Origin of the sequence: Actinomadura oligospora ATCC 43269, assembly GCF_000518265.1 — a bacterium.
Classification (GTDB): Bacteria; Actinomycetota; Actinomycetes; order Streptosporangiales; family Streptosporangiaceae; genus Spirillospora; species Spirillospora oligospora.
In genome coordinates this window covers 83,699-104,131 of sequence record NZ_JADG01000010.1, presented here as the reverse complement: position 1 = coordinate 104,131, position 20,433 = coordinate 83,699, and the positions used below count along the sequence as shown (strand labels likewise).

The 20,433-nt window shown below is 73.8% G+C and carries 22 protein-coding genes; 12 read left to right on the top strand and 10 right to left on the bottom strand.

Annotated features, from left to right (window positions below):
- Nucleotides 1–9: 9 nt before the first annotated feature.
- Genes P696_RS0116550 through P696_RS0116540 form a run of 3 tightly spaced genes read right to left on the bottom strand, consistent with a single transcriptional unit; the run spans nt 10 to nt 2,703 of the window.
- Nucleotides 10–921 carry an NADH-quinone oxidoreductase subunit H gene (locus P696_RS0116550; protein ID WP_026413212.1) on the bottom strand — a complete coding sequence of 304 codons (912 nt, stop codon included), beginning with the start codon at nt 919–921 and terminating at the stop codon, nt 10–12.
- Nucleotides 914–2,365 carry a hypothetical protein gene (locus P696_RS52510; RefSeq protein ID WP_051467755.1) on the bottom strand — a complete coding sequence of 484 codons (1,452 nt, stop codon included), beginning with the start codon at nt 2,363–2,365 and terminating at the stop codon, nt 914–916. The genes P696_RS0116550 and P696_RS52510 overlap by 8 nt, the downstream gene beginning before the upstream one ends.
- The gene (locus tag P696_RS0116540) at nt 2,356–2,703 is read right to left on the bottom strand and encodes an NADH-quinone oxidoreductase subunit A (protein ID WP_026413211.1); all 348 of its coding nucleotides are present in this window, start codon (nt 2,701–2,703) and stop codon (nt 2,356–2,358) included. Before P696_RS0116540 ends, P696_RS52510 begins: the two co-directional genes overlap by 10 nt.
- A 618-nt stretch (nt 2,704–3,321) precedes the next feature.
- Here P696_RS0116540 and P696_RS55945 point away from each other — a divergent pair.
- The 7 genes from P696_RS55945 to P696_RS0116510 all read left to right on the top strand — a co-directional run bounded on the left by P696_RS55945 (nt 3,322) and on the right by P696_RS0116510 (nt 8,497).
- Nucleotides 3,322–3,447: a lasso RiPP family leader peptide-containing protein gene (locus tag P696_RS55945; RefSeq protein WP_157429742.1), complete on the top strand. Its 126-nt coding sequence runs from the start codon at nt 3,322–3,324 to the stop codon at nt 3,445–3,447.
- A 140-nt stretch (nt 3,448–3,587) separates the two neighbouring features.
- Nucleotides 3,588–5,408 carry an asparagine synthase-related protein gene (locus tag P696_RS46000; protein WP_051467754.1) on the top strand — a complete coding sequence of 607 codons (1,821 nt, stop codon included), beginning with the start codon at nt 3,588–3,590 and terminating at the stop codon, nt 5,406–5,408.
- Nucleotides 5,405–5,824 (top strand): lasso peptide biosynthesis B2 protein, encoded by a 420-nt coding sequence (locus P696_RS0116530; RefSeq protein WP_026413210.1) that lies wholly within the window; start codon nt 5,405–5,407, stop codon nt 5,822–5,824. The genes P696_RS46000 and P696_RS0116530 overlap by 4 nt, the downstream gene beginning before the upstream one ends.
- A complete protein-coding gene (locus P696_RS52505; RefSeq protein ID WP_051467753.1) occupies nt 5,821–6,387 on the top strand; it encodes a MauE/DoxX family redox-associated membrane protein in 567 nt (188 codons plus the stop codon). Before P696_RS0116530 ends, P696_RS52505 begins: the two co-directional genes overlap by 4 nt.
- Complete coding sequence (locus tag P696_RS0116520; RefSeq protein ID WP_051467752.1) at nt 6,384–7,355, top strand: ATP-binding cassette domain-containing protein; 972 nt, start codon at nt 6,384–6,386, stop codon at nt 7,353–7,355. The genes P696_RS52505 and P696_RS0116520 overlap by 4 nt, the downstream gene beginning before the upstream one ends.
- Complete coding sequence (locus tag P696_RS0116515; protein WP_064744047.1) at nt 7,352–8,179, top strand: ABC transporter permease; 828 nt, start codon at nt 7,352–7,354, stop codon at nt 8,177–8,179. The genes P696_RS0116520 and P696_RS0116515 overlap by 4 nt, the downstream gene beginning before the upstream one ends.
- A 36-nt stretch (nt 8,180–8,215) precedes the next feature.
- Complete coding sequence (locus P696_RS0116510) at nt 8,216–8,497, top strand: lasso peptide biosynthesis PqqD family chaperone (protein ID WP_026413207.1); 282 nt, start codon at nt 8,216–8,218, stop codon at nt 8,495–8,497.
- A gap of 2 nt (nt 8,498–8,499) precedes the next feature.
- On the opposite strand, the gene P696_RS45990 is transcribed toward P696_RS0116510, so the two are convergent.
- From P696_RS45990 to P696_RS0116495, 3 genes are all read right to left on the bottom strand, one after another.
- A complete protein-coding gene (locus tag P696_RS45990; RefSeq protein WP_034485305.1) occupies nt 8,500–9,180 on the bottom strand; it encodes a DUF4389 domain-containing protein in 681 nt (226 codons plus the stop codon).
- A gap of 141 nt (nt 9,181–9,321) precedes the next feature.
- Nucleotides 9,322–10,047: a response regulator transcription factor gene (locus P696_RS0116500; RefSeq protein WP_026413206.1), complete on the bottom strand. Its 726-nt coding sequence runs from the start codon at nt 10,045–10,047 to the stop codon at nt 9,322–9,324.
- Nucleotides 10,044–11,381 carry a sensor histidine kinase gene (locus P696_RS0116495; protein ID WP_026413205.1) on the bottom strand — a complete coding sequence of 446 codons (1,338 nt, stop codon included), beginning with the start codon at nt 11,379–11,381 and terminating at the stop codon, nt 10,044–10,046. The genes P696_RS0116500 and P696_RS0116495 overlap by 4 nt, the downstream gene beginning before the upstream one ends.
- A 134-nt stretch (nt 11,382–11,515) precedes the next feature.
- Between P696_RS0116495 and P696_RS45985 the strand changes: the two genes are divergently transcribed.
- Nucleotides 11,516–13,120 carry a nitrilase-related carbon-nitrogen hydrolase gene (locus tag P696_RS45985; RefSeq protein ID WP_051467751.1) on the top strand — a complete coding sequence of 535 codons (1,605 nt, stop codon included), beginning with the start codon at nt 11,516–11,518 and terminating at the stop codon, nt 13,118–13,120.
- On the opposite strand, the gene P696_RS0116485 is transcribed toward P696_RS45985, so the two are convergent.
- Both P696_RS0116485 and P696_RS0116480 read right to left on the bottom strand, forming a co-directional pair.
- Nucleotides 13,092–14,672, bottom strand: coding sequence for a sensor histidine kinase (locus P696_RS0116485; protein ID WP_245627695.1), 1,581 nt, complete (start codon nt 14,670–14,672; stop codon nt 13,092–13,094). The genes P696_RS45985 and P696_RS0116485 overlap by 29 nt on opposite strands.
- Nucleotides 14,669–15,397 carry a response regulator transcription factor gene (locus P696_RS0116480; RefSeq protein WP_026413203.1) on the bottom strand — a complete coding sequence of 243 codons (729 nt, stop codon included), beginning with the start codon at nt 15,395–15,397 and terminating at the stop codon, nt 14,669–14,671. Before P696_RS0116480 ends, P696_RS0116485 begins: the two co-directional genes overlap by 4 nt.
- Nucleotides 15,398–15,532: 135 nt before the next feature.
- Here P696_RS0116480 and P696_RS0116475 point away from each other — a divergent pair, with 135 nt between their 5' ends.
- From P696_RS0116475 to P696_RS0116465, 3 genes are all read left to right on the top strand, one after another.
- Nucleotides 15,533–16,900 (top strand): ferredoxin reductase family protein, encoded by a 1,368-nt coding sequence (locus P696_RS0116475; protein ID WP_051467750.1) that lies wholly within the window; start codon nt 15,533–15,535, stop codon nt 16,898–16,900.
- Nucleotides 16,901–17,005: 105 nt separating this feature from the next.
- Nucleotides 17,006–17,485, top strand: coding sequence for an FMN-binding protein (locus tag P696_RS0116470; protein WP_026413201.1), 480 nt, complete (start codon nt 17,006–17,008; stop codon nt 17,483–17,485).
- A complete protein-coding gene (locus P696_RS0116465) occupies nt 17,478–18,266 on the top strand; it encodes an FAD:protein FMN transferase (RefSeq protein WP_051467749.1) in 789 nt (262 codons plus the stop codon). Before P696_RS0116470 ends, P696_RS0116465 begins: the two co-directional genes overlap by 8 nt.
- Before the next feature lie 81 nt (nt 18,267–18,347).
- On the opposite strand, the gene P696_RS0116460 is transcribed toward P696_RS0116465, so the two are convergent.
- Together P696_RS0116460 and P696_RS0116455 are read right to left on the bottom strand one after the other, a co-directional pair.
- Nucleotides 18,348–18,929 (bottom strand): hydrolase, encoded by a 582-nt coding sequence (locus P696_RS0116460; RefSeq protein WP_026413199.1) that lies wholly within the window; start codon nt 18,927–18,929, stop codon nt 18,348–18,350.
- Nucleotides 18,930–18,959: 30 nt separating this feature from the next.
- A complete protein-coding gene (locus P696_RS0116455) occupies nt 18,960–19,421 on the bottom strand; it encodes a MarR family winged helix-turn-helix transcriptional regulator (protein ID WP_026413198.1) in 462 nt (153 codons plus the stop codon).
- A gap of 195 nt (nt 19,422–19,616) precedes the next feature.
- Here P696_RS0116455 and P696_RS0116450 point away from each other — a divergent pair, with 195 nt between their 5' ends.
- The gene (locus P696_RS0116450; protein ID WP_245627694.1) at nt 19,617–20,414 is read left to right on the top strand and encodes a DUF72 domain-containing protein; all 798 of its coding nucleotides are present in this window, start codon (nt 19,617–19,619) and stop codon (nt 20,412–20,414) included.
- The last annotated feature ends 19 nt before the right edge of the window (nt 20,415–20,433 follow it).

Here is a 20,433-nt window from a genome sequence, read left to right as displayed (position 1 = left end):
AGTTCCTCCTCACAGCGCGACCAGCCCGGTGACCAGCAGTTGGAGCAGCGTGGCCGGGATCAGCGCCGTCCACGCGAAGGTCATGAAACGGTCCATCCGGAGCACCGGCAGGCGGCGCGCCGTCCAGAGCAGGGCGGCGAGGACGACGAGCGTCTTCAGCAGCGCCCACAGCCAGGCCGGGAGAAGCGGACCCGCTCCCCCGCCGAGGAACATCGGGACGGCGGCGGCAGCGGCGACCGCGAGCATCGCGTACCGGCCCGCCGAGAACACCAGCCGGTCGGCGCCGGACAGTTCGGCCATGGCACCACCCGCGAGATCGGCGCCCGCCGGGGACGACAGCGGTCCCCAGAACGCCATCGCCAGCGCGGACAGCAGGTACACGAGGAACGCGACCGGCATCTGGACGGCGAACCACAGATCGTGCTGCGCCGTCACGACGTCCGAGAACCGCAGGGACTCGGCGCCGACCGCGACCGTGATCAGCGCGAACATGTGCGGGAGTTCGTAGGCGAGGCCCTGCGCGATCATCCGGTAGCCGCCGACCAGCGAGTACGCCGAGTTCACGCCCCATCCGGCGAGCCAGACGCCCGCCCAGACCGCGACCTCCATGGCGTTGAACCAGACGATCCCGACGGACGTGTCGGACGCCGCGCGCGCACCGCCGAGCGGCAGGACCGCCGCCGCGAGCACCGCCGCGACCGGCAGGACGAGCACGCCGGTTCGGCGCAGCAGCCGGTCGGACGCGAGAGTGCTCCGGCGCTGCCGGACGAGCAGGCGCGCGGTCTCGCGCAGCGGCGTGTCCCAGGCCCGCCAGGGCCCAGGGCTTCCGGCCGACGCGGCGGCGAGGACGGCGTCGAACGCCGCCGCCGCGATCGTCAGCACCGCGACGAGGGGAAGGACGACGAGCTGGGACTCAGACATGCTCCGCCACCGTCCTCACCGTTTCGGGGTCGAGCGCGGCGATGAGCAGGCGCGCCGCCGCGACGTCCAGGCCGACGAGCAGTTCGTCGAGCGGCGGGGCGGACGTGTGCCGCCGCGTCTCACCGCCGAGCTCGGCGAGCTGGTCGGACACGCGTGTCCAGGCGTTCGTCTCGCCGATGGCCACGTCCTGGAGCATCCAGCGCAGCGTGCGCGAACGACGCGTGCGGCGGACGAACTTCGCCAGGCGGGACGGTTCGACGCGTCCGTTGGTGAGGGCCTCGTCGCGGAGAACGCGTGCTTGCGCGGCCTGGGCCGTCCAGCCCGCGACTGCGAGCAGGCGGGCCAGCGCGTCCAGGCGGGCCGCGACCACGTTCGTCTCGTCCCAGAAGTGTTCGGCGTCGGCGTCCGCGTCCGCGGAGAGGTTCTCCACCTCGGCGGCCTGGACGACGTCGCCTTGCAGGGTGAACGTCACCTTCAGCCCGGCGGGCCAGTCGGCGAGCACCGGCCCGAACGGCACATGCAGGACGTCCAGCTTGAGCCCGTCCCGGTCCGGCGCGCGATCGGCCATCGCCAGCCCGTGCGGCACCCCCATCATGTGGTGCTCATGCCCCCCGCCATGACCACCGCCGTGACCCTCATGACCGCCATGCCCCATGGCCGCGTGGTCCATGGCCTCGCGCCCCGAAGGCCCACTCTCCATGGCCGCGTGGCCTCCGTGACCCTCATGACCCTGGTGGCCCTCGTGGTCTTCGTCGGCGTTCTCCGCGTCGTGGTTCATGTGGGCGTGGCCCATCGCCTCATGGTCCATGGCCTCGTGGCCCGCGTGCTCATCGCCCATGGCCGCGTGGCCCTCATGCCCCTGGTGGCCTTCATGGCCTCCGGAAGCCGCGTGGCCTTCGTGACCCGAATGGCCTTCGTGACCCTCGTGGTCTTCGTCGGCGTTTTCGGCATCGTGGTTCATGTGGGCTTGGCCCATCGCCTCATGGTCCATGCCCTCGTGGCCCGCGTGCTCATCGCCCATGGCCGCGTGGCCCTCGTGGCCTTGGCCCATGTCCCCGTGACCCATGGCGCTGTGGTCCATGGACGATTCGGGGGTGAAGGAGGCGCGGCTCGCGGCGTCGGTGACCTGGGCGGGTTCGTCGGCCAGGTGGGCGGACGCGGCGTCCAGGGCGGTGAGGACGTCGGACGGGGAGTGCAGGTCGGCCCGGGCGCGCGGGTTCGGCATCTGGTCCCAGACGGTGTCGACGGCGTCCGCCAGGTCGGGCCCGGGACGTCCGCAGACGATGAGGAGGTCGGCCTCCGCGGGCGTGAGGGCGGGTCGCCAGCCGCGGCGGCGCAGGTCGGCCTCGACGGCGAGCCGGACGGCGGTGAAGCCGGGGACGGCCACGACGAGCGGACGCGGGCGGCGGGCGGCGAAGCGCAGGAGGCGTGCTCTCAGGCCCATCGGAACGCGCCCTCCCGCCAGGCGTACAGGACGCCGACCATCAGCAGCGCGAGGAAGGCGAACATCTCGACGACGGCCTTCGGCCCGACGGACGTCACGACCAGCGCCCACGGGTACATGAAGACCATCTCCATGTCGAAGGCGAGGAAGACCAGGGTGATCACGTACCAGCGGACGTGGTAGCGCGACACGGCGTGCTCGACCGGGAGGCCGCCGGACAGGTACGGCGCGGCGGCCGGGGTTCCCGGGAGGGCGGTGAACGCGGACACCGCGTACACGGCGCACACCAGGGCCGCCGTGAGACCGAGCAGCGCGAGCGCGCCGACGAACGGCTGCATCCGCACTCCCCCCTTTCGGCTGATCCGAGCGGACCGATGACAACACGTCGGGATTCGTCGATATGCCTCTACCCGGCACGTGTATGTCCGAGCGGGACGAGTATGTCCTACACGATGTCGGAGGTACAAGCCGAGGTCAGGGCGTCGAAGCGAGGCGCAAACCCTCCCGAACGCCTCGCACTCGGACGCCGTGATCGTCCGAAACCCTTACCCCGCCGGGTCTCCCGGCCCCACCGGGCTCCCACGGACGGCGCGGCGAAACGTCCCGGGAAAAAGATCGCCGGTTCGGCCGGGCGGGGCGCGTCGGCGCGCCTCGGCGACGGCGAGCGTGCGGGCGGCCCGGCCGCGGACGCCGAACGTGCCGCGGATGGGCGGAACGCACACCTCGGCGGCGCCCCCGCGGCAACCGGGCGGGCGGGCGGAACGTCCCCATAAAGCCGGACGTAGTGGCCCATATTTTTCACCTCGGGGCAACGCAAGAATGGCGGGTCCGGATCCGGACAGAATATTGAGTGGCGCTCCGAAGAAGGTCATTACTAAGCTCCGAAGCATCAGTAAGTAGCAGCGTAAAGAACGATCGACCCTCGGTCGTTCACACTCGGAAAGGAGTTTGATCGCATGCTCTACACACCGCCCGAACTGACTCGACTCGGCAACTTCACGCAGGTCACCCTCGGCCACCCGAGCTGGGGTTGGGAGTGGGACAGCAAGTGCTTCTGGCTCAACTGCGTGGGCAAGAACTAGCGGGACGCTCCAGCGGTAACGGCTCGGAGTGAATCCGGGCGCCGACGTCGGAATTTCGACGTCGGCGCCCCACCTCGAATATCGGTCCCGAATTCGCACCGAACGATGTCCGTGCGTTTTCGCATGCCCTGGGAATTCCTGTGCGCTTCATCGTGCTCCCCGACCATCCGGCCGGACCCGCCGTCGTCGACCTCGTGGCGGACGCCCCGGCCCCGCTGCTCCGTCACCCGTCCGGACGGCCCTGGATCCTCGGCGACCGGGCCCTGACCCTGGGCGAGGTCCGGCACACCGCGCTCGGCGACCGGGCGGCCGTGCTGCTCGGGCCGACGAACGCGACCGTCCACGGGCTGTCGCACGTGCTGGCCACGGCGAGGACGCCCAGGGACGTCGCCGCCGCGGCGAGCGCGTTCGGCGGCTGCTTCCACCTGGTCGTCAGCATGGGCGGACGCACGTGGGTGCAGGGGTCGCTCTCGTCCGCGCGGCAGGTCTTCCACGCGCGGGTCGGCGAGGTCGTCGTCGCATCCGACCGGCCCGACCCGCTGGTGAGGGGGCTGGGCGCGGTCATCCGGGACGAGCTGCTCGCCGCCCGGCTGATCGCGCCCTGGCCGCCGTGGCCGCTCTCCGAGCAGAGCCTGTGGCACGGCGTCGAAGCCCTGCCCACGGGTACCGCCCTGGAGATCGGCGCGGACGGGCGGGGACGGGTCGTCCGCTGGTGGCGTCCACCCGAACCGCACCTCGCGCTGCCGGAGGCGGCGGCCCTCGTGCGCGAGGCGGTGTGCGACGGCGTACGCGCGCGGGTACGAGGCGCGGGAGTCGTCAGCGCGGACCTGTCCGGCGGCATGGACTCCACGAGCCTGTGCTTCCTCGCCGCCCAGCACGCCGACCGGCTCGTCACGTCCCGGATGGAGGGCGACGACCCGGCCGACGAGGACGGCCTCTGGGCGCGCCGCGCCACCGAGATGCTGCCCGGCGACCACCTGGTGTTCGAGCGCGGGACGACCCCGGCCTGGTTCTCCGGCGTGCTCGACCACGCCGACGACCTGGAGGAGCCGTACGCGTGGATCCGCACGCGGGCCGCCCTGCTCGCCACCGCGGGGCGCGTCGGGGAGTACGGTTCGCGCGTCCACCTGACCGGGCACGGCGGGGACGAACTGTTCCTGTCGAAGCCCGTTCACCTGCATGAACTCGCTCGGCGTCGACCGCTGGCGGCAGTCCGGCACCTGCGGGCGCACCGGGCGTTGTTCCGGTGGCGGACGGGGCCGATGCTGCGCGGCCTGTCGGCGAACGCCTCGTTCGGGGAGTGGCTCGCCGCGTCCGCGGACGGCCTGACGGCTCCCCTGGAGACCGCCGCGTCCGCTCCGGCGTTCGAGTGGGGCATCGGCGGGCTGATGCCGCCCTGGGCGACCCCCGACGCGATCGACGCGGCCCGCACGGCCGTGCGCGACGCGGCCTGGCACGCGGTTCCGCTGTCCCCCGGACGCTCCCAGCACTCGATCATCCAGGACGTCCGGGGATGTGGCGCGACCGTCCGGCAGGCGGCGCGCGCCGCCGGAATGCCCTGGGAGGCCCCCTACGTGGACGACCGCGTCGTTGAGGCCGTCCTGTCCCTGCGCCCTCAGGACCGCGTGGGCCTGACCCGGTACAAGCCCCTGCTCTCCGAGGCGCTGCGCGGCCTGGTGCCCGCGCCGTTCCTCGGCCGGACGACCAAGTCGGAGTACAGCGCGGAGGCGTACCGGGCCCTCCGCCGGAACCGCGCCGACCTGCTGTCCCTGTTCGAGGACTCCCACCTGGTCCGGCGCGGGCTGGTGGACCTCGACGCCCTGCGCCGCGTCCTGACCGTCCCGCCGCCGACGGCGCTGGCGTTCGTGCCGCTGGTGAGCACGGTCGCGTGCGAGGTCTGGGCGCGGTCCCTGCCGGTGCGCACGGACGGCGTCCGAACCCTCGGAGGAGAGTACGCATGACGATGCCCATGACGTTGGAGCCCACCGAGCGCGTGCCGTGGCGGCGCAGGCTCGCCGCGCGGGTCGCGGTCGCGGTGGCGCGTCCTGTGGCGGCGCTGCCGCCCGCGCGCCTGAGACGCGTGCTGGTCCTGGCGAGCGGGCGCGCGCGTCCGGCGAGCGCCGCGCGGGCGGACGAGGCGCGGCGGGCGGTGGTCTCGGTCAGCGTCCGGTGCGCGGGACAGGTCTGCCTGCAGCGGGCGGTCGCGACGGCGCTGCTGTGCCGGTTCGGCGGGACGTGGCCGGACTGGTGCACCGGCGTGCGGCTGGAGCCGTTCAAGGCGCACGCGTGGGTGGAGGCCGAGGGCCGTCCGATCGGGGAGAACGCCGAGGTCGGAGCGTTCTCGAAGGTCCTGGTGATCTCGGCGGGCCGGCGATGACGGCGGGCCTGGTCCTCGCGTTCGCCCAGGGCGCGGTGGTGCTGGTGTTCGGCTACTCGGGCTACACCAAGCTCCATGACCGCGAAGGTTTCGGGAATTTCACCCAGACGGTACAGATGCTGACGAAATGGGACGGTCGCGCCGTCACGGTCCTCGCGGCGTCCTTCGCCGGCTCGGAGGCGTCGACCGCCGTGCTCACCGCGCTGCCGCCGACCGCTTTCGCCGGGTTCGCGCTGGCCACGGCTCTGCTGACGCTGTTCATCGGCGTGATCCTGCGGGCGGTGCGCGGACGGGTGTTCGCCGAGTGCGGCTGCTTCGGCGGGCACAGCGCGGCGATGAGCTACCCGCTGATCCTGCGGAACGTCCTGCTGCTGGGGTTCGCGGTGCCGGGGCTGCTGCTCTCGGCCACCCGGGCGCCCGAGGTGTCGCCGCTCGCCGGGGTCGCGGCGGCGGCCGGGGTCGGTGCCGCGTTCGCGCTGGTCAAGTACTACGACACGGCCGTCCGGCTGGTGCTGTTCCGGCTGTTCCCCGAGGCCCGCGCGTCCCGTCCGGAGGCGTCATGACGGTCCCCGAGGAGGACTCCGCGACCGAGACGGCGGCGATTGCGACCACACGGCTCGTCCAGCGGTTCGGGGCGGTCACCGCGCTGGACGGCGTCGACCTGGCCGTCCCGCACGGGACGGTCCTCTGCCTGCTCGGGCACAACGGCGCGGGCAAGAGCACCCTTGTGGACATCCTGACCACGCTCGCCCGGCCGACGTCCGGCGCCGCCCGGGTCGCCGGGTTCGACGTGGTCGCCGAGGCGCACCGGGTGCGCCGGAGCATCGGCGTGGCCGGGCAGTTCGCCGCGCTGGACGACCAGATGACACCACGCGCGACGCTCGTCCTGCTCACCCGCCTGCACGGTTTCGGCCGCCGCGCCGCGCATGCGCGCGCGGACGAGCTGCTCGAACTGTTCGGCCTGGGCGAGTTCACCGAACGGCCCCTGCGCGCCTGCTCGGGCGGCACCCGGCGCCGCCTCGACCTCGCCGCCGCGCTCACCGGACGGCCCGAGGTGGTCGTCCTGGACGAGCCGACCGCCGGCCTGGACCCGGTGTCCCGGCTGACGCTGTGGGAGGTCGTCCGGGGCCTCGCCCGGGACGGCGCGGCGGTGCTGCTGACCACCCAGGACCTCACCGAGGCCGACCGGCTCGCCGACGTCGTCGCCGTCCTGCGGCGCGGACGGCTCGTCGCGTCCGGCACGCCGGACGAACTCAAGGCGCGCGTGGGGAGCCGCGCGGTGACGGTCCGTCCGGCGGACGCCGTCCGCGCCGAGCAGGCCCTCCGCGCGGACGGCATCCGCCCGTCGTTCGACCCGGCGCGCGGCACGCTGTCCGTCGCCGCCGCGTCCTCCCGGCAGGTCACCGCCGTCCTGCGCGCCCTGGACGCCGCCGGGATCGACCCCGGCGAGCTCTCCCTCAGCCAGCCGGGCCTGGACGAGGTCTACCTCGCCCTCGCCACCGGCCACGACACCGTTCGGGGGGCGGCATGACGGCCGTCGCGGAACGGGCCGTGGAACGCCGGGACCCGGCGCGCGGCGACGGCGCTCGCATCGCAACGCAGACGGGCGTGCTGACCGTCCACGCCGTCCGGACGATGCTGTCCGAACACCGCCTGCTGCTGATCACGCTGATCGAACCGCTGCCGATGCTGCTGGTCTTCGGCCAGGCGCTCTCGGGCCTCGCGCACGTCCCGGGATTCCCGCGGGGCGTCCCGTACATCGACTACCTCGTCCCGGCGCTGATGGTGACCACGGCCCTCCAGTCGGGGCTCCAGTCCGCGACGCGGCTGACCGACAACCTCGCCGGCGGGCTGATGTCCCGGCTCCGCACGATGCCGCTCTGGCTCGGATCGGTGCTGGTCGCGCAGAGCGCCACCGGGCTCGTGCGCGGCCTGTTCCGGCTGGTGACGCTGGTGGGGCTCGCCTGGCTGGGCTTCGGGTTCCAGTGCCGGGGCGGCCTGGTCGGCCTGCTCCTCGCCGCCGCGGTCTCGATGGCCGTCGCGTGGGCGCTGGGGTGGGTGTTCATGGCGCTCGCCTGCTGGTTCCGGCACGGCGACACGTTGCAGGCGGCGGCCGGGCTGGCGATGTTCCCGCTGATGTTCGCCTCGAACGCGTTCCTGCCCGTCGCGTCCCTGCCGCCGTGGCTGCACGCCGTGGCCGAGGTGAACCCGCTGACGCACGGCGTCACGGCCGTCCGGGCGCTGACGCTCGGCGGCTCCGCGCTGCCCGCCGTCGCCGCGACGTTCGCGCTCGCCCTGCTGGTGACGGCCGTCGCCGCTCCCCTCGCCGTCCGCCGCGTCCGCCGCACCGACTGAACGTCCGCTGAAGAACGTCCCTTGAAGGAGGCCCGCATGACCGTCCGCCTGTCCGACCACATCACGCTCGTCGCCGTCCCCGGCCCGGAGGAGGGAGACCGTCCGGCCGCCGTCCTCCTCGACGGCCGGACGGGCGAGTACTGGCAGCTCAACGCGACCGCGCACCTCGTCCTGAGGTCGCTGCTGGACGGCGCGTCCGAACCCGAGACGGCCCGCGCCCTCGTCCGGGCGCACCCCGAGGCCGCGGACCGTGCCGAGACCGACGTCGGCGACATCGTCACCCGCCTGACCGCCGCCGGCCTCCTCGAGAGGCCCTGACCTCAGGTCAGGGGCTCGGCGGGGCCCTGGTCGAGGCGGAACGGCGGGTAGGCGTCGGTGAGGAGCAGGGCGTACGCCGACACCCGCAGGCTCCACCGGCTCACCCCCATCAGCAGGTGGAACAGGCCGCGCGGGTACCTCGCCGTGAACAGCAGCGCGATCACGACGATCAGCAGCAGGACGCCGATCAGGCCGGGTGTGTGCCACCCGTCCCCCATGTCGGACGAGTACATGCCCGCGCCGGTGAACGCCGCCAGGACCAGGTAGTGCGGGATCGCCAGCAGCCACCACTTGACCAGCACCAGCCCGCGTGAGAGGCGCTCGGGGTAGGCGACGTCCAGGCGGGCGGGGTAGTCGGGGGCCTCGCCCAGGGTGAACGGCGGGTACCTGTCGGTCGCCAGCACCCCGTAGCCGTAGTAGCTCACGCGCCAGTTCCAGCGCAGGACGCCGACCGTGTAGTCGAACAGCGCGCGCGGGTAGCGGCCGGTGAACAGGATCGCGAAGAACGCGATGACCCACACCACCACGACCCCGATCCACAGCACGAACAGCACGATGTAGTGCGGAATGAGCAGCAGCCACTTCACGAGCCACAGGGCTCGTGAGGGCGTCGGCTCCGGTGTCCCCTCGACACGGAGGGGGAACGGCGGTGCGGGTGGGGGTGGCGATGGCGGAACGGTCATCGGAGGGCCTCCCTGCTTGCTCGGCGCCCTGGTTGGCTGGTGCTTGGAGAGTGCGCCTGAGCAGGCGATATGTGAAGGCCGAATGTCCTGGTCCGGCCAGTTTTTACTCTGGACGGACCGGATCTTGGCCGATCCGGCGGGTCAGCCGGTCAGGAGGCCCGCCTCATGCGCGAGGATCGCCGCCTGGACGCGGTTCTCCAGGCCGAGGCGGACGAGGATCCGGTTCACCCGGCTCTTCACGTTCGCCTGGGTGAGTCCGAGCTCGGTGGCGATCCGCTGGTTGGAGTGGCCTCGCGCGACCAGGAGCAGGACGTCCAGTTCGCGCTCGGTGAGCAGGTCGAGGCGACCACGACCGGAGGGCCGTCCGGCACCGTCACCGGCGGCCGCACCGGCACCGGCACCGGGTCCGGCGGCGGCGCGGCCTGCGGGCAGTGCGGTGAAGACGCCGATGAGTCGCCGGGTCACGCTGGGGGCGAGCATCGCCTCGCCCGCCGCGACCACCCGGACGGCCTGCGCGAACTCCTCGGCCGGGCTGTTCTTCAGCAGGAACCCCGAGGCCCCGGCGCGCAGCGCGGCGTGCACGTACTCGTCCAGGTCGAAGGTGGTGAGGACGAGCACGCGCGGCGCGGGTCCGGCGTCGTCGGGCCAGTCGGCGAGGAGGCGGCCCGTGGCCTCGACGCCGTTCACCCCGGGCATCCGGACGTCCATGACCACCACGTCCGGACGCAGGCGGACGGCCGCCTCGACCGCCCGCTCCCCGTCGGCGGCCTCGCCGACGACGGTCAGGTCCTCCCGGCGGTCGAGGACGGCGCGGAGCGCGGCCCGCACCATGTCCTGGTCGTCGACGAGCAGCACGCGGATCGTCATCGCCGTTCCTCCAGGGGGATCAGGGCGGCGACCCTCCAGCCGCCGTCCGGGGTGGGACCGGCGTCCAGGGTGCCGCCGAACGCGGTGACGCGCTCGCGCATTCCGAGCAGCCCGCGTCCCGAGCCCGGCACCGGGCGGTGGCCGTCGCCGGGCGGCCCGTTCACGACCTCGACACGCAGCGCGGACGCGTCGCGGGCGACGACGACGGCGACGCCGACCGGTCCCGCGTGCTTCAGCACGTTCGTGACCGCCTCCCGGACGACCCGGTACGCGGACGCCTGCAACGCCGCCGGGAGCGCGCCCGCCGGGCCGGTGACGGCGTCGACCGCGACGCTGACCCGGCACCCGGCCGCCTCCGCGGCCTGGACGAGCCGGTCCAGATGCGCGAGCGACGGCTCCGCCCCCTCGCCGTCACCCCCGACCGAGAGCAGCCCGAGGATCCGGCGCATCTCGACAAGCGCGGTGTCCGCCGTCTCCGCGATGCGCACGACACCCTGCCGCGCGACCCCGACGACCTCGGCCGTGTCCGCGGTGTCGCGGGCGCGCGCAACATCGCAGGCGTACGCGCTGTCGCAGACGTGCGCGTTCTCGCAGACGTGCGCGGTGTCCCAGATGTCCCCGGTGTCGCGGGGGGAGGAGGGCGGGGTGGTGGTGAGGGCGTCCTCGGTGGAGCGGGCCTGGACGGCGATGGCGCTGACGTGGTGGGCGACGACGTCGTGCAGTTCGCCCGCGATGCGGGCGCGCTCGGCGACGACGGCCTGCCGCGCGTTGGTCTCCCGCTCGGCGCGCAGCCGGTCGTTCAGGTCGCGCAGCCTGCGGGCGTCGGCCTCGATGCGGCGGCGTCCGCAGCCGAGCAGGAACGCGACGGCGAAGTACGCGGCGAACGCCGTGGGCGAGTCCGGGTTGAGCGAGTCGGGACGCGGCGGCTCGGCCCGTCCGGTGAGGAGCTCGGCGGCGGTCGCGGCGGCCAGCGCCAGCGCCGTCGCGGTCAGGCCGTCCCGGACGGGACGGTACCGGGCGACCGCGTACACGCCGAAGATCAGGAAGTAGGGGCCGGGGGTCTTGCCGGGGACCGGGTCCAGGGCCTCGAACAGCGCGAACAGGACGGTCATGGCGGCGAGGACGGTCCGTGGCCGACGCCGACGCCACAGCAGCGGGACGGTCTGGGCCGCCCACAGCAGCGCGCCCGACGGGCTCGGCGCCGGGTCCCTGGCGAGCAGCGTCGCCGCGTCGAGCAGGCTGAGGCCACCGCCGAGCGCCGCGTCGGCCAGCCAGGGACGCCCGGCGAACCGGACTCGCGTGCCGCGCAGGACGGCCAGGGCAGAAGTACTCATTTCGCCGCCAACCCTAGGTCGCGCGGACACGGCGGCACATCGTCCGCGCGGCGCATCGAAGGTTGCGCGGGGCCCGCGTGGGTTCGTCGCCCGGGAGGACGCGCCGTGAGGGTTCGCCTACCTAGCGTCGAAGCATGCAAAGAACCGCTCTCCTCGCCGCCGGGACCGCGCTGATGCTGCTCGCGGTCGGCGGTCGCTGGGACATCGCCCTGGCGGCCTGGATCTTCCCCGTCCTGCTGCTCCGCTTCTCCCGGACGGGCCGCGCCTGGACCGCCGTCACCGGGATCTGGGCCGCGAACGTCGCCGCCGCCCTGTTCTGGACGTGGGAGTCCGCGCTCGGCTCCGGCCCGGTGATCGTCGTCGGGGCCGTCGCGATCGGCGCGCTGCGGACGGTCCCGTACGTCCTGGACCGGTGGCTGGCGTGCAGGCTCCCGGCGTGGGCCGCGCTGATGGCCTTCCCTGCGGCGGTCGCGGCGTCCGAGTTCCTGTTGACGCTGGTCACGCCGTTCGGAACGGCCTTCGGCGTCCTCGCCGTCACCCAGTACGGCGAGCTGCCGCTGCTACAGATCACCGCGGTCACCGGGGCCTACGGAATCGGATTCCTCATCGCCTGGTCCGCGTCGGTCGCCAACCTCGTCTGGGCCGTCCTGACAAGCCCCGCCGACCAGACACCCCAGACCGACCGCACGCCCCACGACGGGCAGACGCCTCACACCGAGCGGACGTCTCAGGCCGAGCGGGCGCGGCGGGTCGCCTGGCCGTGTGCGGTGTTCGCGGGGGTGTTGCTCGCCGTGGTCGGGTTCGGGAGTGTGCGGCTGGCGTTCTTCTCGGAGCCGCAGCACACCGTGCGGATCGCGGGGGTCGGGCCGCGGCCGGAACTGCGCGCGGCTCAGAAGGCGGCGATCCGGGCGGTCGGCGGCGGACGCCGTGACGTCGCGACCGCGCCCGACGCCGCGGTCCTGCCCGCGATGCTCGCCGTGCGGAACGACCTGCTCGCCAGCACCCGCCGGGAGGCGGTCGCGGGCGCGAAGATCGTCACCTGGCCGGAGAACGCCGTGTCCGTGCGGGAGTCCGACGAGCGGGCCACGATCGGCGCCGCCCGCGCCGAGGCGCGCCGCGACGGGATCTACCTGGAGATCGGCCTGAACGTGTTCGCCGCCACCGGGCCGTCCTTCGGGAAGGACGAGACCCTGCTCATCGGCCCGGACGGCGCCGTCCTGTGGACGTACCAGAAGGCACACCCCATCCCCGGCTCGGAGACGTTCAAGCCCGGCGACGGGCGCGTCCCCGTCGTGGACACGCCGTACGGACGGCTCGCGAACGTCATCTGCTACGACGCCGACTTCCCCGCGATGATGCGGGTCCGCGCCGACATCGTGCTCGTCCCGTCGCACGACTGGCGCGAGTACGGCGAGGCGCACACCCGCAAGGCGTCGCTGCGCGCGATCGAGGGCGGTTACGCCCTGTTCCGGCAGGACGGCCAGGGCGTGAGCGGCGTGTTCGACCGGCACGGACGGGTCCTGGCGACCGCCGACACCTTCGCCGCCGGGGCGGAGACGACCGTTGCCCACGTCCCGACGCGCGGCGGGACGACCGTCTACGACGTCATCGGCGACACGTTCGCGTGGCTGTGCGTCGCCGGTGTCGTGGCCCTCGCCGCGTTCGGCGTGGCCCGGCCGCGCCGCAGGCGCGCGGCGGAGGCGTCGCAGGTCACGCGGGTGGACGTCCCGGCAGCGTGACCCGGAAGATCGTCCGGCCCGGGACGGAGTCGAGTTCGGCGCGTCCGCCGTGCGCGGCGGCGACGCCCGCGACGATGGCCAGCCCGAGCCCGGTGCTCCCGGACGCGCGGGACCGCCCCCGGTCCCCTCGGACGAACCGGTCGAACACCGCGTTCCGCAGGTCGGCGGGCACGCCCGGACCATCGTCCTCCACCTCCAGCACCGCGCCCCCGCCCGCCCGGGGCCGCTCCAGCCGGACGGTCACGCGCGTCCCGGGCGGGGTGTGCGTGCGGGCGTTGGCCAGCAGGTTCGCGAGCATCTGGTGCAGCCGGTGCTCGTCCCCGCGCAGCGTGACCGGATCCTCGGGCAGTTCCATCGTCCAGCGGTGGTCCGGGCCCGCCACGCGGGCGTCGGCGACGGCGTCCAGGACCATCCGGGTGAGGTCGACCGGCTCGGCGGCCAGCGGACGGCCCGCGTCGAGCCGGGCGAGGAGCAGCAGGTCCTCCACCATGTCGCCCATCCGGACCGACTCGGCCTGGATCCGGCCGAGCGCGTGCCGGACGTCATCGGGGGTCCGGTCCGCGTCGCCGTCCGGGCGGCGCAGCGCCAGCTCGGCGTGGCCGCGGATCGTGGCGACCGGGGTGCGCAGTTCGTGGCTGGCGTCGGCGGCGAAGCCGCGCAGCCGCTCCTCGCTGGCGTGCCGCCGGGCGAGGGCGTCCGCGACGTGCCCGAGCATCCGGTTGAACGCCGCTCCGACCCGTCCGACCTCGGTGCGCGGGTCGGCGTCCGGGACGCGCTCGGGCAGCTCGACCTGGCCGCTGGCCAGCGGCAGCTCGGCGACCCGCGACGCGGTCGCCGCGACCCGGCGGAGCGGGCGCAGCGTCAGCCGCACCCACCCCGCGGCGGCGAACGCGGCGAGCACCAGGACGGCCCCGAACACCGCCAGCTCGACCCGCGCCAGCCGCCGCGTCGTCTCCTCCACCGGACGCAGCGGCAGCCCGGTGACCAGGACGTCGCGGTCGTCGCCCACGTAGGCCGCCATCCGGTAGGCGCGCAGCGTGGACAGCCGGACGGTGCGTGGCTTGCGGTCCGGCGGCAGGGCGAGGAGCGCGCGGGCGTCGGCGGCGCTCACCGGGACGCCCACGACCGCCTGGTCCCGGACGACCCCGGCGGCGGTCACCCGGCCCCTGAACAGCCGCGCGGCGAACGTGTTCGGCGGCACCCCGCGGGTGTCGGGGACGCGGTTGTCGGCGTCCGGCCGCCGCTCGTGCTCCAGCCCGGCGGCCAGGCGCGGGCCGAGGGCGGCGATCTGCTCGTCGACGCGTCCGACCAGGAAGCCGCGCAGCGCGGTGACCGTCGCGATCCCGACGGCCAGGCAGCAGAACGCCAGCAGCGCGACCAGCCCGAGCGTGAGCCGCGCCCGCAACGTCCGCGGAAACAGCCCCCGGAGACGATCGCCGAATCGGTCGCGGAGACGACCGCCGGAGCCCTCGCGGGGACGATCGCCAGAACCGTCGCGGAGGCGGTCCCCGGAGCCGTCGCGGGGGCGGTCGCCGGAGCCGTCGCGGGTCACCGGGGCTCCGGCTTGAGGACGTAGCCGACGCCGCGGACGGTGTGGATCATCGGGGTCCGGCCCGCGTCGATCTTCTTGCGCAGGTAGCTCACGTACAGCTCGACGACGTGCGCCCGGCCGCCGAAGTCGTAGCTCCACACCCGGTCGAGGATCTGCTCCTTGCTCAGCACCCGGCGCGGGTTGCGCATCAGGAACCGCAGCAGCTCGAACTCGGTCGGGGTCAGCTCGACGACCTCGCCGTCCCGGGTGACCTCGCGGGCGTCCTCGTCCATGCTGAGCCCGCCCACGGTGAGCAGCGCGGACGCGGCGGCGCGGCGGGTCAGCCCGGCCCGGCGCAGCAGCCCCCGCAGCCGGGCGAGGAGCTCCTCGAGGCTGAACGGCTTGGTGACGTAGTCGTCGCCGCCCGCGGTGATCCCGGCGACCCGGTCCTCCACGGCGTCCCGGGCGGTGAGGAACAGCACGCAGACCTCGGGTGAGGCGGCCCGCAGCTCGCGCAGGACGCGCAGGCCGTCGATGTCGGGGAGCATGATGTCCAGGACCACCGCGTCCGGACGGAACTCGCGCGCGACCGCGATCGCCCCGGCCCCGTCGGCGGCCGTCCGCACCTGCCAGCCCTCCTGGGCCAGGACGCGCCCCAGCACGTCGGTCAGGTCCGGCTCGTCGTCCACCACGAGCACGCGGACGGGCGACCCGTCGGCGTGACTCAGTCCTCGAACATCGTCCATGGTGCCCCCAGTTTCACCTCCTTTCCTCTGAGTTCCCTCTGTATCTCCTCAGAAGCGCCTGGTGGACGACGGTTCTGAGGGTTCTCAGAGATTCGGCTGGCACTGTGACGGCACGCCGATCGAAAGGGGGGCTCCATGACCGCGGTACGTTCCGGGCACACCCTGCCGAACGCGCGCCGCGCACCGGCGGGACGGCGTCGGCGCGGCCTGCGGCCCGAAGGGGTCCTCGGCGTGGTCTACGCGGGCGGCCTCGCGGTCCTGGCGCTGTGGTGGCACGGCACGGACTCGGTCGTGGGGGCCGCCGGGTGGCTGACCGACGGAGCCCGCGTCACCGGGCTGCTGGCGGCCTACGGCTGCGCGGTGATGCTCGCGCTGATGGCCCGCGTCCCGGCGCTGGAGGGCGGCGTCGGGACCGACCGGCTCGCGCGCTGGCACGCGGCGGGCGGCCGGTACACCGTGTGCCTGGCCCTCGCCCACGTCCTGCTGGTCATCTGGGGATACGCGCTGACGGACCGGAAGAACGTGATCAGCGAGACCGGCGACCTCGTCTTCCACTATCCGGAGATGCTCAAGGCGACGCTGGGCACGCTGCTGTTGTTCGCGGTCGGGATCACCTCGGCGCGGCTGGCCCGGCGGCGGCTGCGGTACGAGGTCTGGCACCTGATCCACCTCGGCACCTACCTGGCGATCTTCCTCGTGTTCTTCCACCAGCTGGCGAACGGCGCCCAGTTCGCCGACCAGCCCGTGGCGCGGTACTTCTGGTACGCGCTGTTCGTCGGCGTCTCGCTCGTGCTGGCCTGGTACCGGTTCACCGTCCCTGCCCGGCGGAACCTGCGGCACCGGATGCGGGTGTCCGAGGTGCGGTTCGAGTCGCCGGGCGTGGTGTCGGTGTACGTCACCGGGCGCCGCCTGGACGACCTCGCGGCCCGGCCCGGCCAGTTCCTCCGCTGGCGGTTCCTCGCGCCGGGCATGTGGTGGGCGGCGAACCCGTACTCGCTGTCGGCCCCGGCCCGGGACGGCCTGCTGCGGATCACGGTCAAGGCGGCCGGGGACCACAGCCGCGGGCTGGTCCGGCTCCGTCCCGGCACGCGGGTCTGGGCGGAGGGCCCGTACGGCGCGTTCACCGAGGCCAGGCGGACGCGACGGCGGGTGCTGCTGCTCGCGGGCGGTGTCGGGATCACCCCGCTGCGCGCGCTGTTCGAGACCCTGCGCGGCGACGTCACCCTGATCTACCTGGCCCGCCGCGCCGAGGACCTGGCCCTCCGGGGCGAGCTGGAGGCCATCGCCGCCCGCGACGGTCGCCGGGTGCTCTGCTTCGTGGACGACCCCGCCGAATACTCCCTCCCCCTGACCGCCGACTCCCTGCGGACGGTCGTCCCCGACGTCGCCGAGCGCGACGTGTACCTGTGCGGCCCGCCCGGCATGACCCGCGCGGCGCACCGGGCGCTGCGCGAGGCGGGCGTCCCGGCACGACATGTTCACCAGGAGTCCTTCGAGTTCTGACACCTTCGACACGCTGCCTGCGTTTGGGCTTTTGACCGCTTTGACATTCTGACCGTCCCGACGTTCCGAACACGGGCCCCACGGGCCCGGGGAGGAGAGCACGCGATGCGCCGAGCCGTCCTCACCACCAGCGCGACGGTCGCCGGGGTCGGCCTGCTGCTGGCGCTGAAGCCGCACCACGGCGGGCTCGCCGCCGCGTCCGGGCCGTCCGGTGGAGGGTCGGGCGGGGCCGGATCCGGGTCCGCGACCGTGGCACCGCACGGGTCGTCCGGGGCGTCCGGGTCGTCGAAGACCTCGGGGACGGGCGCGAACGGCACCTACACCGGGGACGTCGTCGACACCCGGTACGGGCCCGTCCAGGTCCAGGTGACCATGAAGCGCGGGAAGCTGACCGGGGTGAAGGTGCTCCAGGCGCCGTCCGAGAACGGGCGGGACCGGCGGCTGGCGGAGATGTCGATCCCGCGCCTCACGCAGGCGGCGCTCGCGGCCGGGAACGCGCGGATCGACACCGTCTCCGGCGCCACCTACACCAGCGAGGGCTACATCGGCTCGCTGCAGAGCGCCCTGGACAAGGCCCATGGCTGAGTCCGGCGGCGGGCGCGAGGTCCGCGTCGTCCACGTGATGGGCACGGTGGTCTCGTTCGACGTGCGGACCCCGATGACGCCCGGGATCTCCCGTGCCCTGGACGCGGCGGAGGAACGGCTGCGGCACGTGGACGCGGTGTTCTCGACCTACCGTCCGGACAGCGAGATCAGCCGCCTCGCCGACGGGACGCTCACGCTCGACGCGTGCCGCCCCGAGGTCGGCGAGGTGCTGGGGCTGTGCGCGCGGATCGCCGAGGAGAGCGACGGCCGGTTCACCTGGACGCCCGGCGGACGGCTCGACCCGTCCGGGATGGTGAAGGGCTGGGCCGCCGAGGACGCCTCTGACCTGCTGTTCGAGGCGGGCGCGACCGACCACTGCGTGAACGCGGGCGGCGACGTCCAGGCACGCGGCTCCGCCGGGCCCGGCCTCCCCTGGCGGATCGGCCTCGCGCACCCGCACCACCGCGGCGACCTCATGACCGTCGTCACCGGCACCGACATCGCCGTCGCGACGTCGGGGACGTCCGAGCGCGGCGGCCACATCGTCGACCCGAGGTCCGGCCACCCGGCGACCGGCCTGGTCTCGCTGACCCTGGTCGGCCGCCACCTGACCCACGTGGACGCCCTGGCCACCGCGGGCTTCGCCATGGGCGACGCCGCCCGCGCCTGGGTCTCCGCCATGCCCGGCATCGAGGCGTTCGGGGTGACCACCGACGGCCACGCCTGGCAGACCCCCGGCCTCCCCCTCTGGACAGGCGGAGGAACGGCGGGCCTCGGCTAACGGTCTCGGGTCTCGGCCAGCGAATCTCAGCCAGCGCCTCTGCGGCGACTTCTGCCAGCGGGTCATGCGTGGTGGGCGCGGTCAGTGGGTCTTGGCCAGGACGTCCAGGATCTCGGCGGTGGTGGCGGTCTCGCCGAGGCGCGGGAAGATCTCCGCGACGCTGTGCTCGTGGGACGCGGTCGAGCGGTCGGACATCGCGTCGGTCGCGAGCGCCACGTTGTAGCCGTGCTCGTAGGCGGCGCGCGCCGTGGACTCGACGCCGATGCTGGTCGCGATGCCCGTCAGCACGATCTGGGTGACACCCCGGCGGCGCAGCTGGAGGTCGAGGTCGGTGCCGTGGAAGGCGCCCCAGTTTCGCTTGGTGACCCGGATGTCGGACGGCTGCGCGCCGACCTCGTCGACGATCCGGTCCCAGCCCTCGGCCGGTGCGCCGCCGGGGCGGGCGACCTCGGTGCGGCCGGTCGGAGCGTCCGAGCCGTCCGGCGCGAACGACACGTTGACCAGGACGACCGGCAGCCCTCGCGCGCGGAACGCGGCGGCGAGCTCGGCTGACCGGGCGATGACGTCCGCGGCGGGGTGCGGCTGCGTGGGCATGCCAGCGATGCCCCGCTGGAGGTCGATCAGCACCAGCGCGGTGCGCTCGTCGAGCGTGGTGACGGCCATGGTTCTGCCCCTTGGTGTTCGGTCGGACGGTCAGGACTGGGCGAGGCGGTCCAGCAGGGCGAGTGCTTCGATGAGGGTGCTCCGTTCGGCCTCGGTGAAGTCGTGCTGCAGGGCGCGCGCCATCCACTCCTCGCGGGCCTGCCTGCTGCCCGCGATGAAGTCGTGCCCGCCGCCGGTGAGCGAGACGAGCTGGCGGCGTCCGTCGTTCGGGTCGGGGTCGCGCCGGACCACGCCGTGCCCCTCCAGCGCGGCGAGGGTCGCGGCCATCGACTGCGGACGCACCCCCTCGGCGACGGCGAGCTCGCTCGCGGTCATCGCCTCGCCCCGGCTGAGCCTGCTCAGCACGGACGTCTGGGACGGCGTGAGCACGTCGTTCCCGCCGATCTCGCGCAGCCTGCGGCGCAGGCGGCTGAACACCACCCGCACCTCGCGCGCCGCGCTCACGGCCGTCTCCCCCACCTGCTCGGGGACCTCCCCGGCGGACTTCTCCATGCCTCCACCGTATATCAGCAGCCCAACCTGTCAAGGTAAAACTGAACAGTCTCACCTGTTCTTTACCTGGAATCCTCGCCAGGCTCCTCCTCCCAGCTCATGCGGCGTGACGGCGTCCGGGATCGGGATACGGTCGAGGCCATGCGGCTTCATGTGGGATGTGCGATGTGGACTCTTGCTCCCTGGAGAGGACGGTTGATCCCGCATCCGCTGCCGCCGAACGAGCGGCTGCGCGCCTACGCGTCCTGGTGCAACGCCGTCGAGGGGAACACGACGTTCTACGCGACGCCGTCCGTGGAGACCGTGCGTACCTGGGCCGAGCAGACCTCCCCCGACTTCCGCCTCGTGGTGAAGCTGCCGAAGACGGTCACCCACGAGCATCGCCTTGTCGGGGCCGACGAGGAGATGCGGGCCTTCCTGACCGCGATGGAACCGCTCGGACCTCGTGCGCACGCGTTGTGGGTGCAGTTGCCCGGCTCGTTCGGGCCCAACGATCTGGGGACGCTCCACGCGTTCCTGCGGCGCTTCCCGCGCTCGCAGCGCCTGGCGGTGGAGGTCCGGCACCGGGCGTTCTACGAGGACGAGCGGGCCGGGCGCATGCTCGAACGCGTCCTCGCCGGGGTGGACGCCGAGTGGGTGCCGTTCGACACGGTCACGATGTTCGCCGACCCGCCGACCAGCGACGCCGAGCGGGACGCCTGGACCAAGAAGCCACGCCTCCCGCGCCGCTCACGGGCCCTGACGGACCGTCCGATCGTCCGCTACCTGGGCCGGGACGACGTGGACCGCACGGTCGAGGGCTGGCGGCACTGGGTGGACGTCACGGCGGAATGGCTGCGCGAGGGCCGCTCCCCGACCGTGTTCGTCCACACGCCCGACAACGCCGAGGCCCTCACCCTGGCCCGCCGCTTCCACGACGAGGTGCGGACGCTCGTCCCGGACCTCGAACCGCTGCCCGAGCCCGTCCCGGCAGAGCCCCCGACCCTCTTCTGACCTCTTCGGCCCTTTGTTC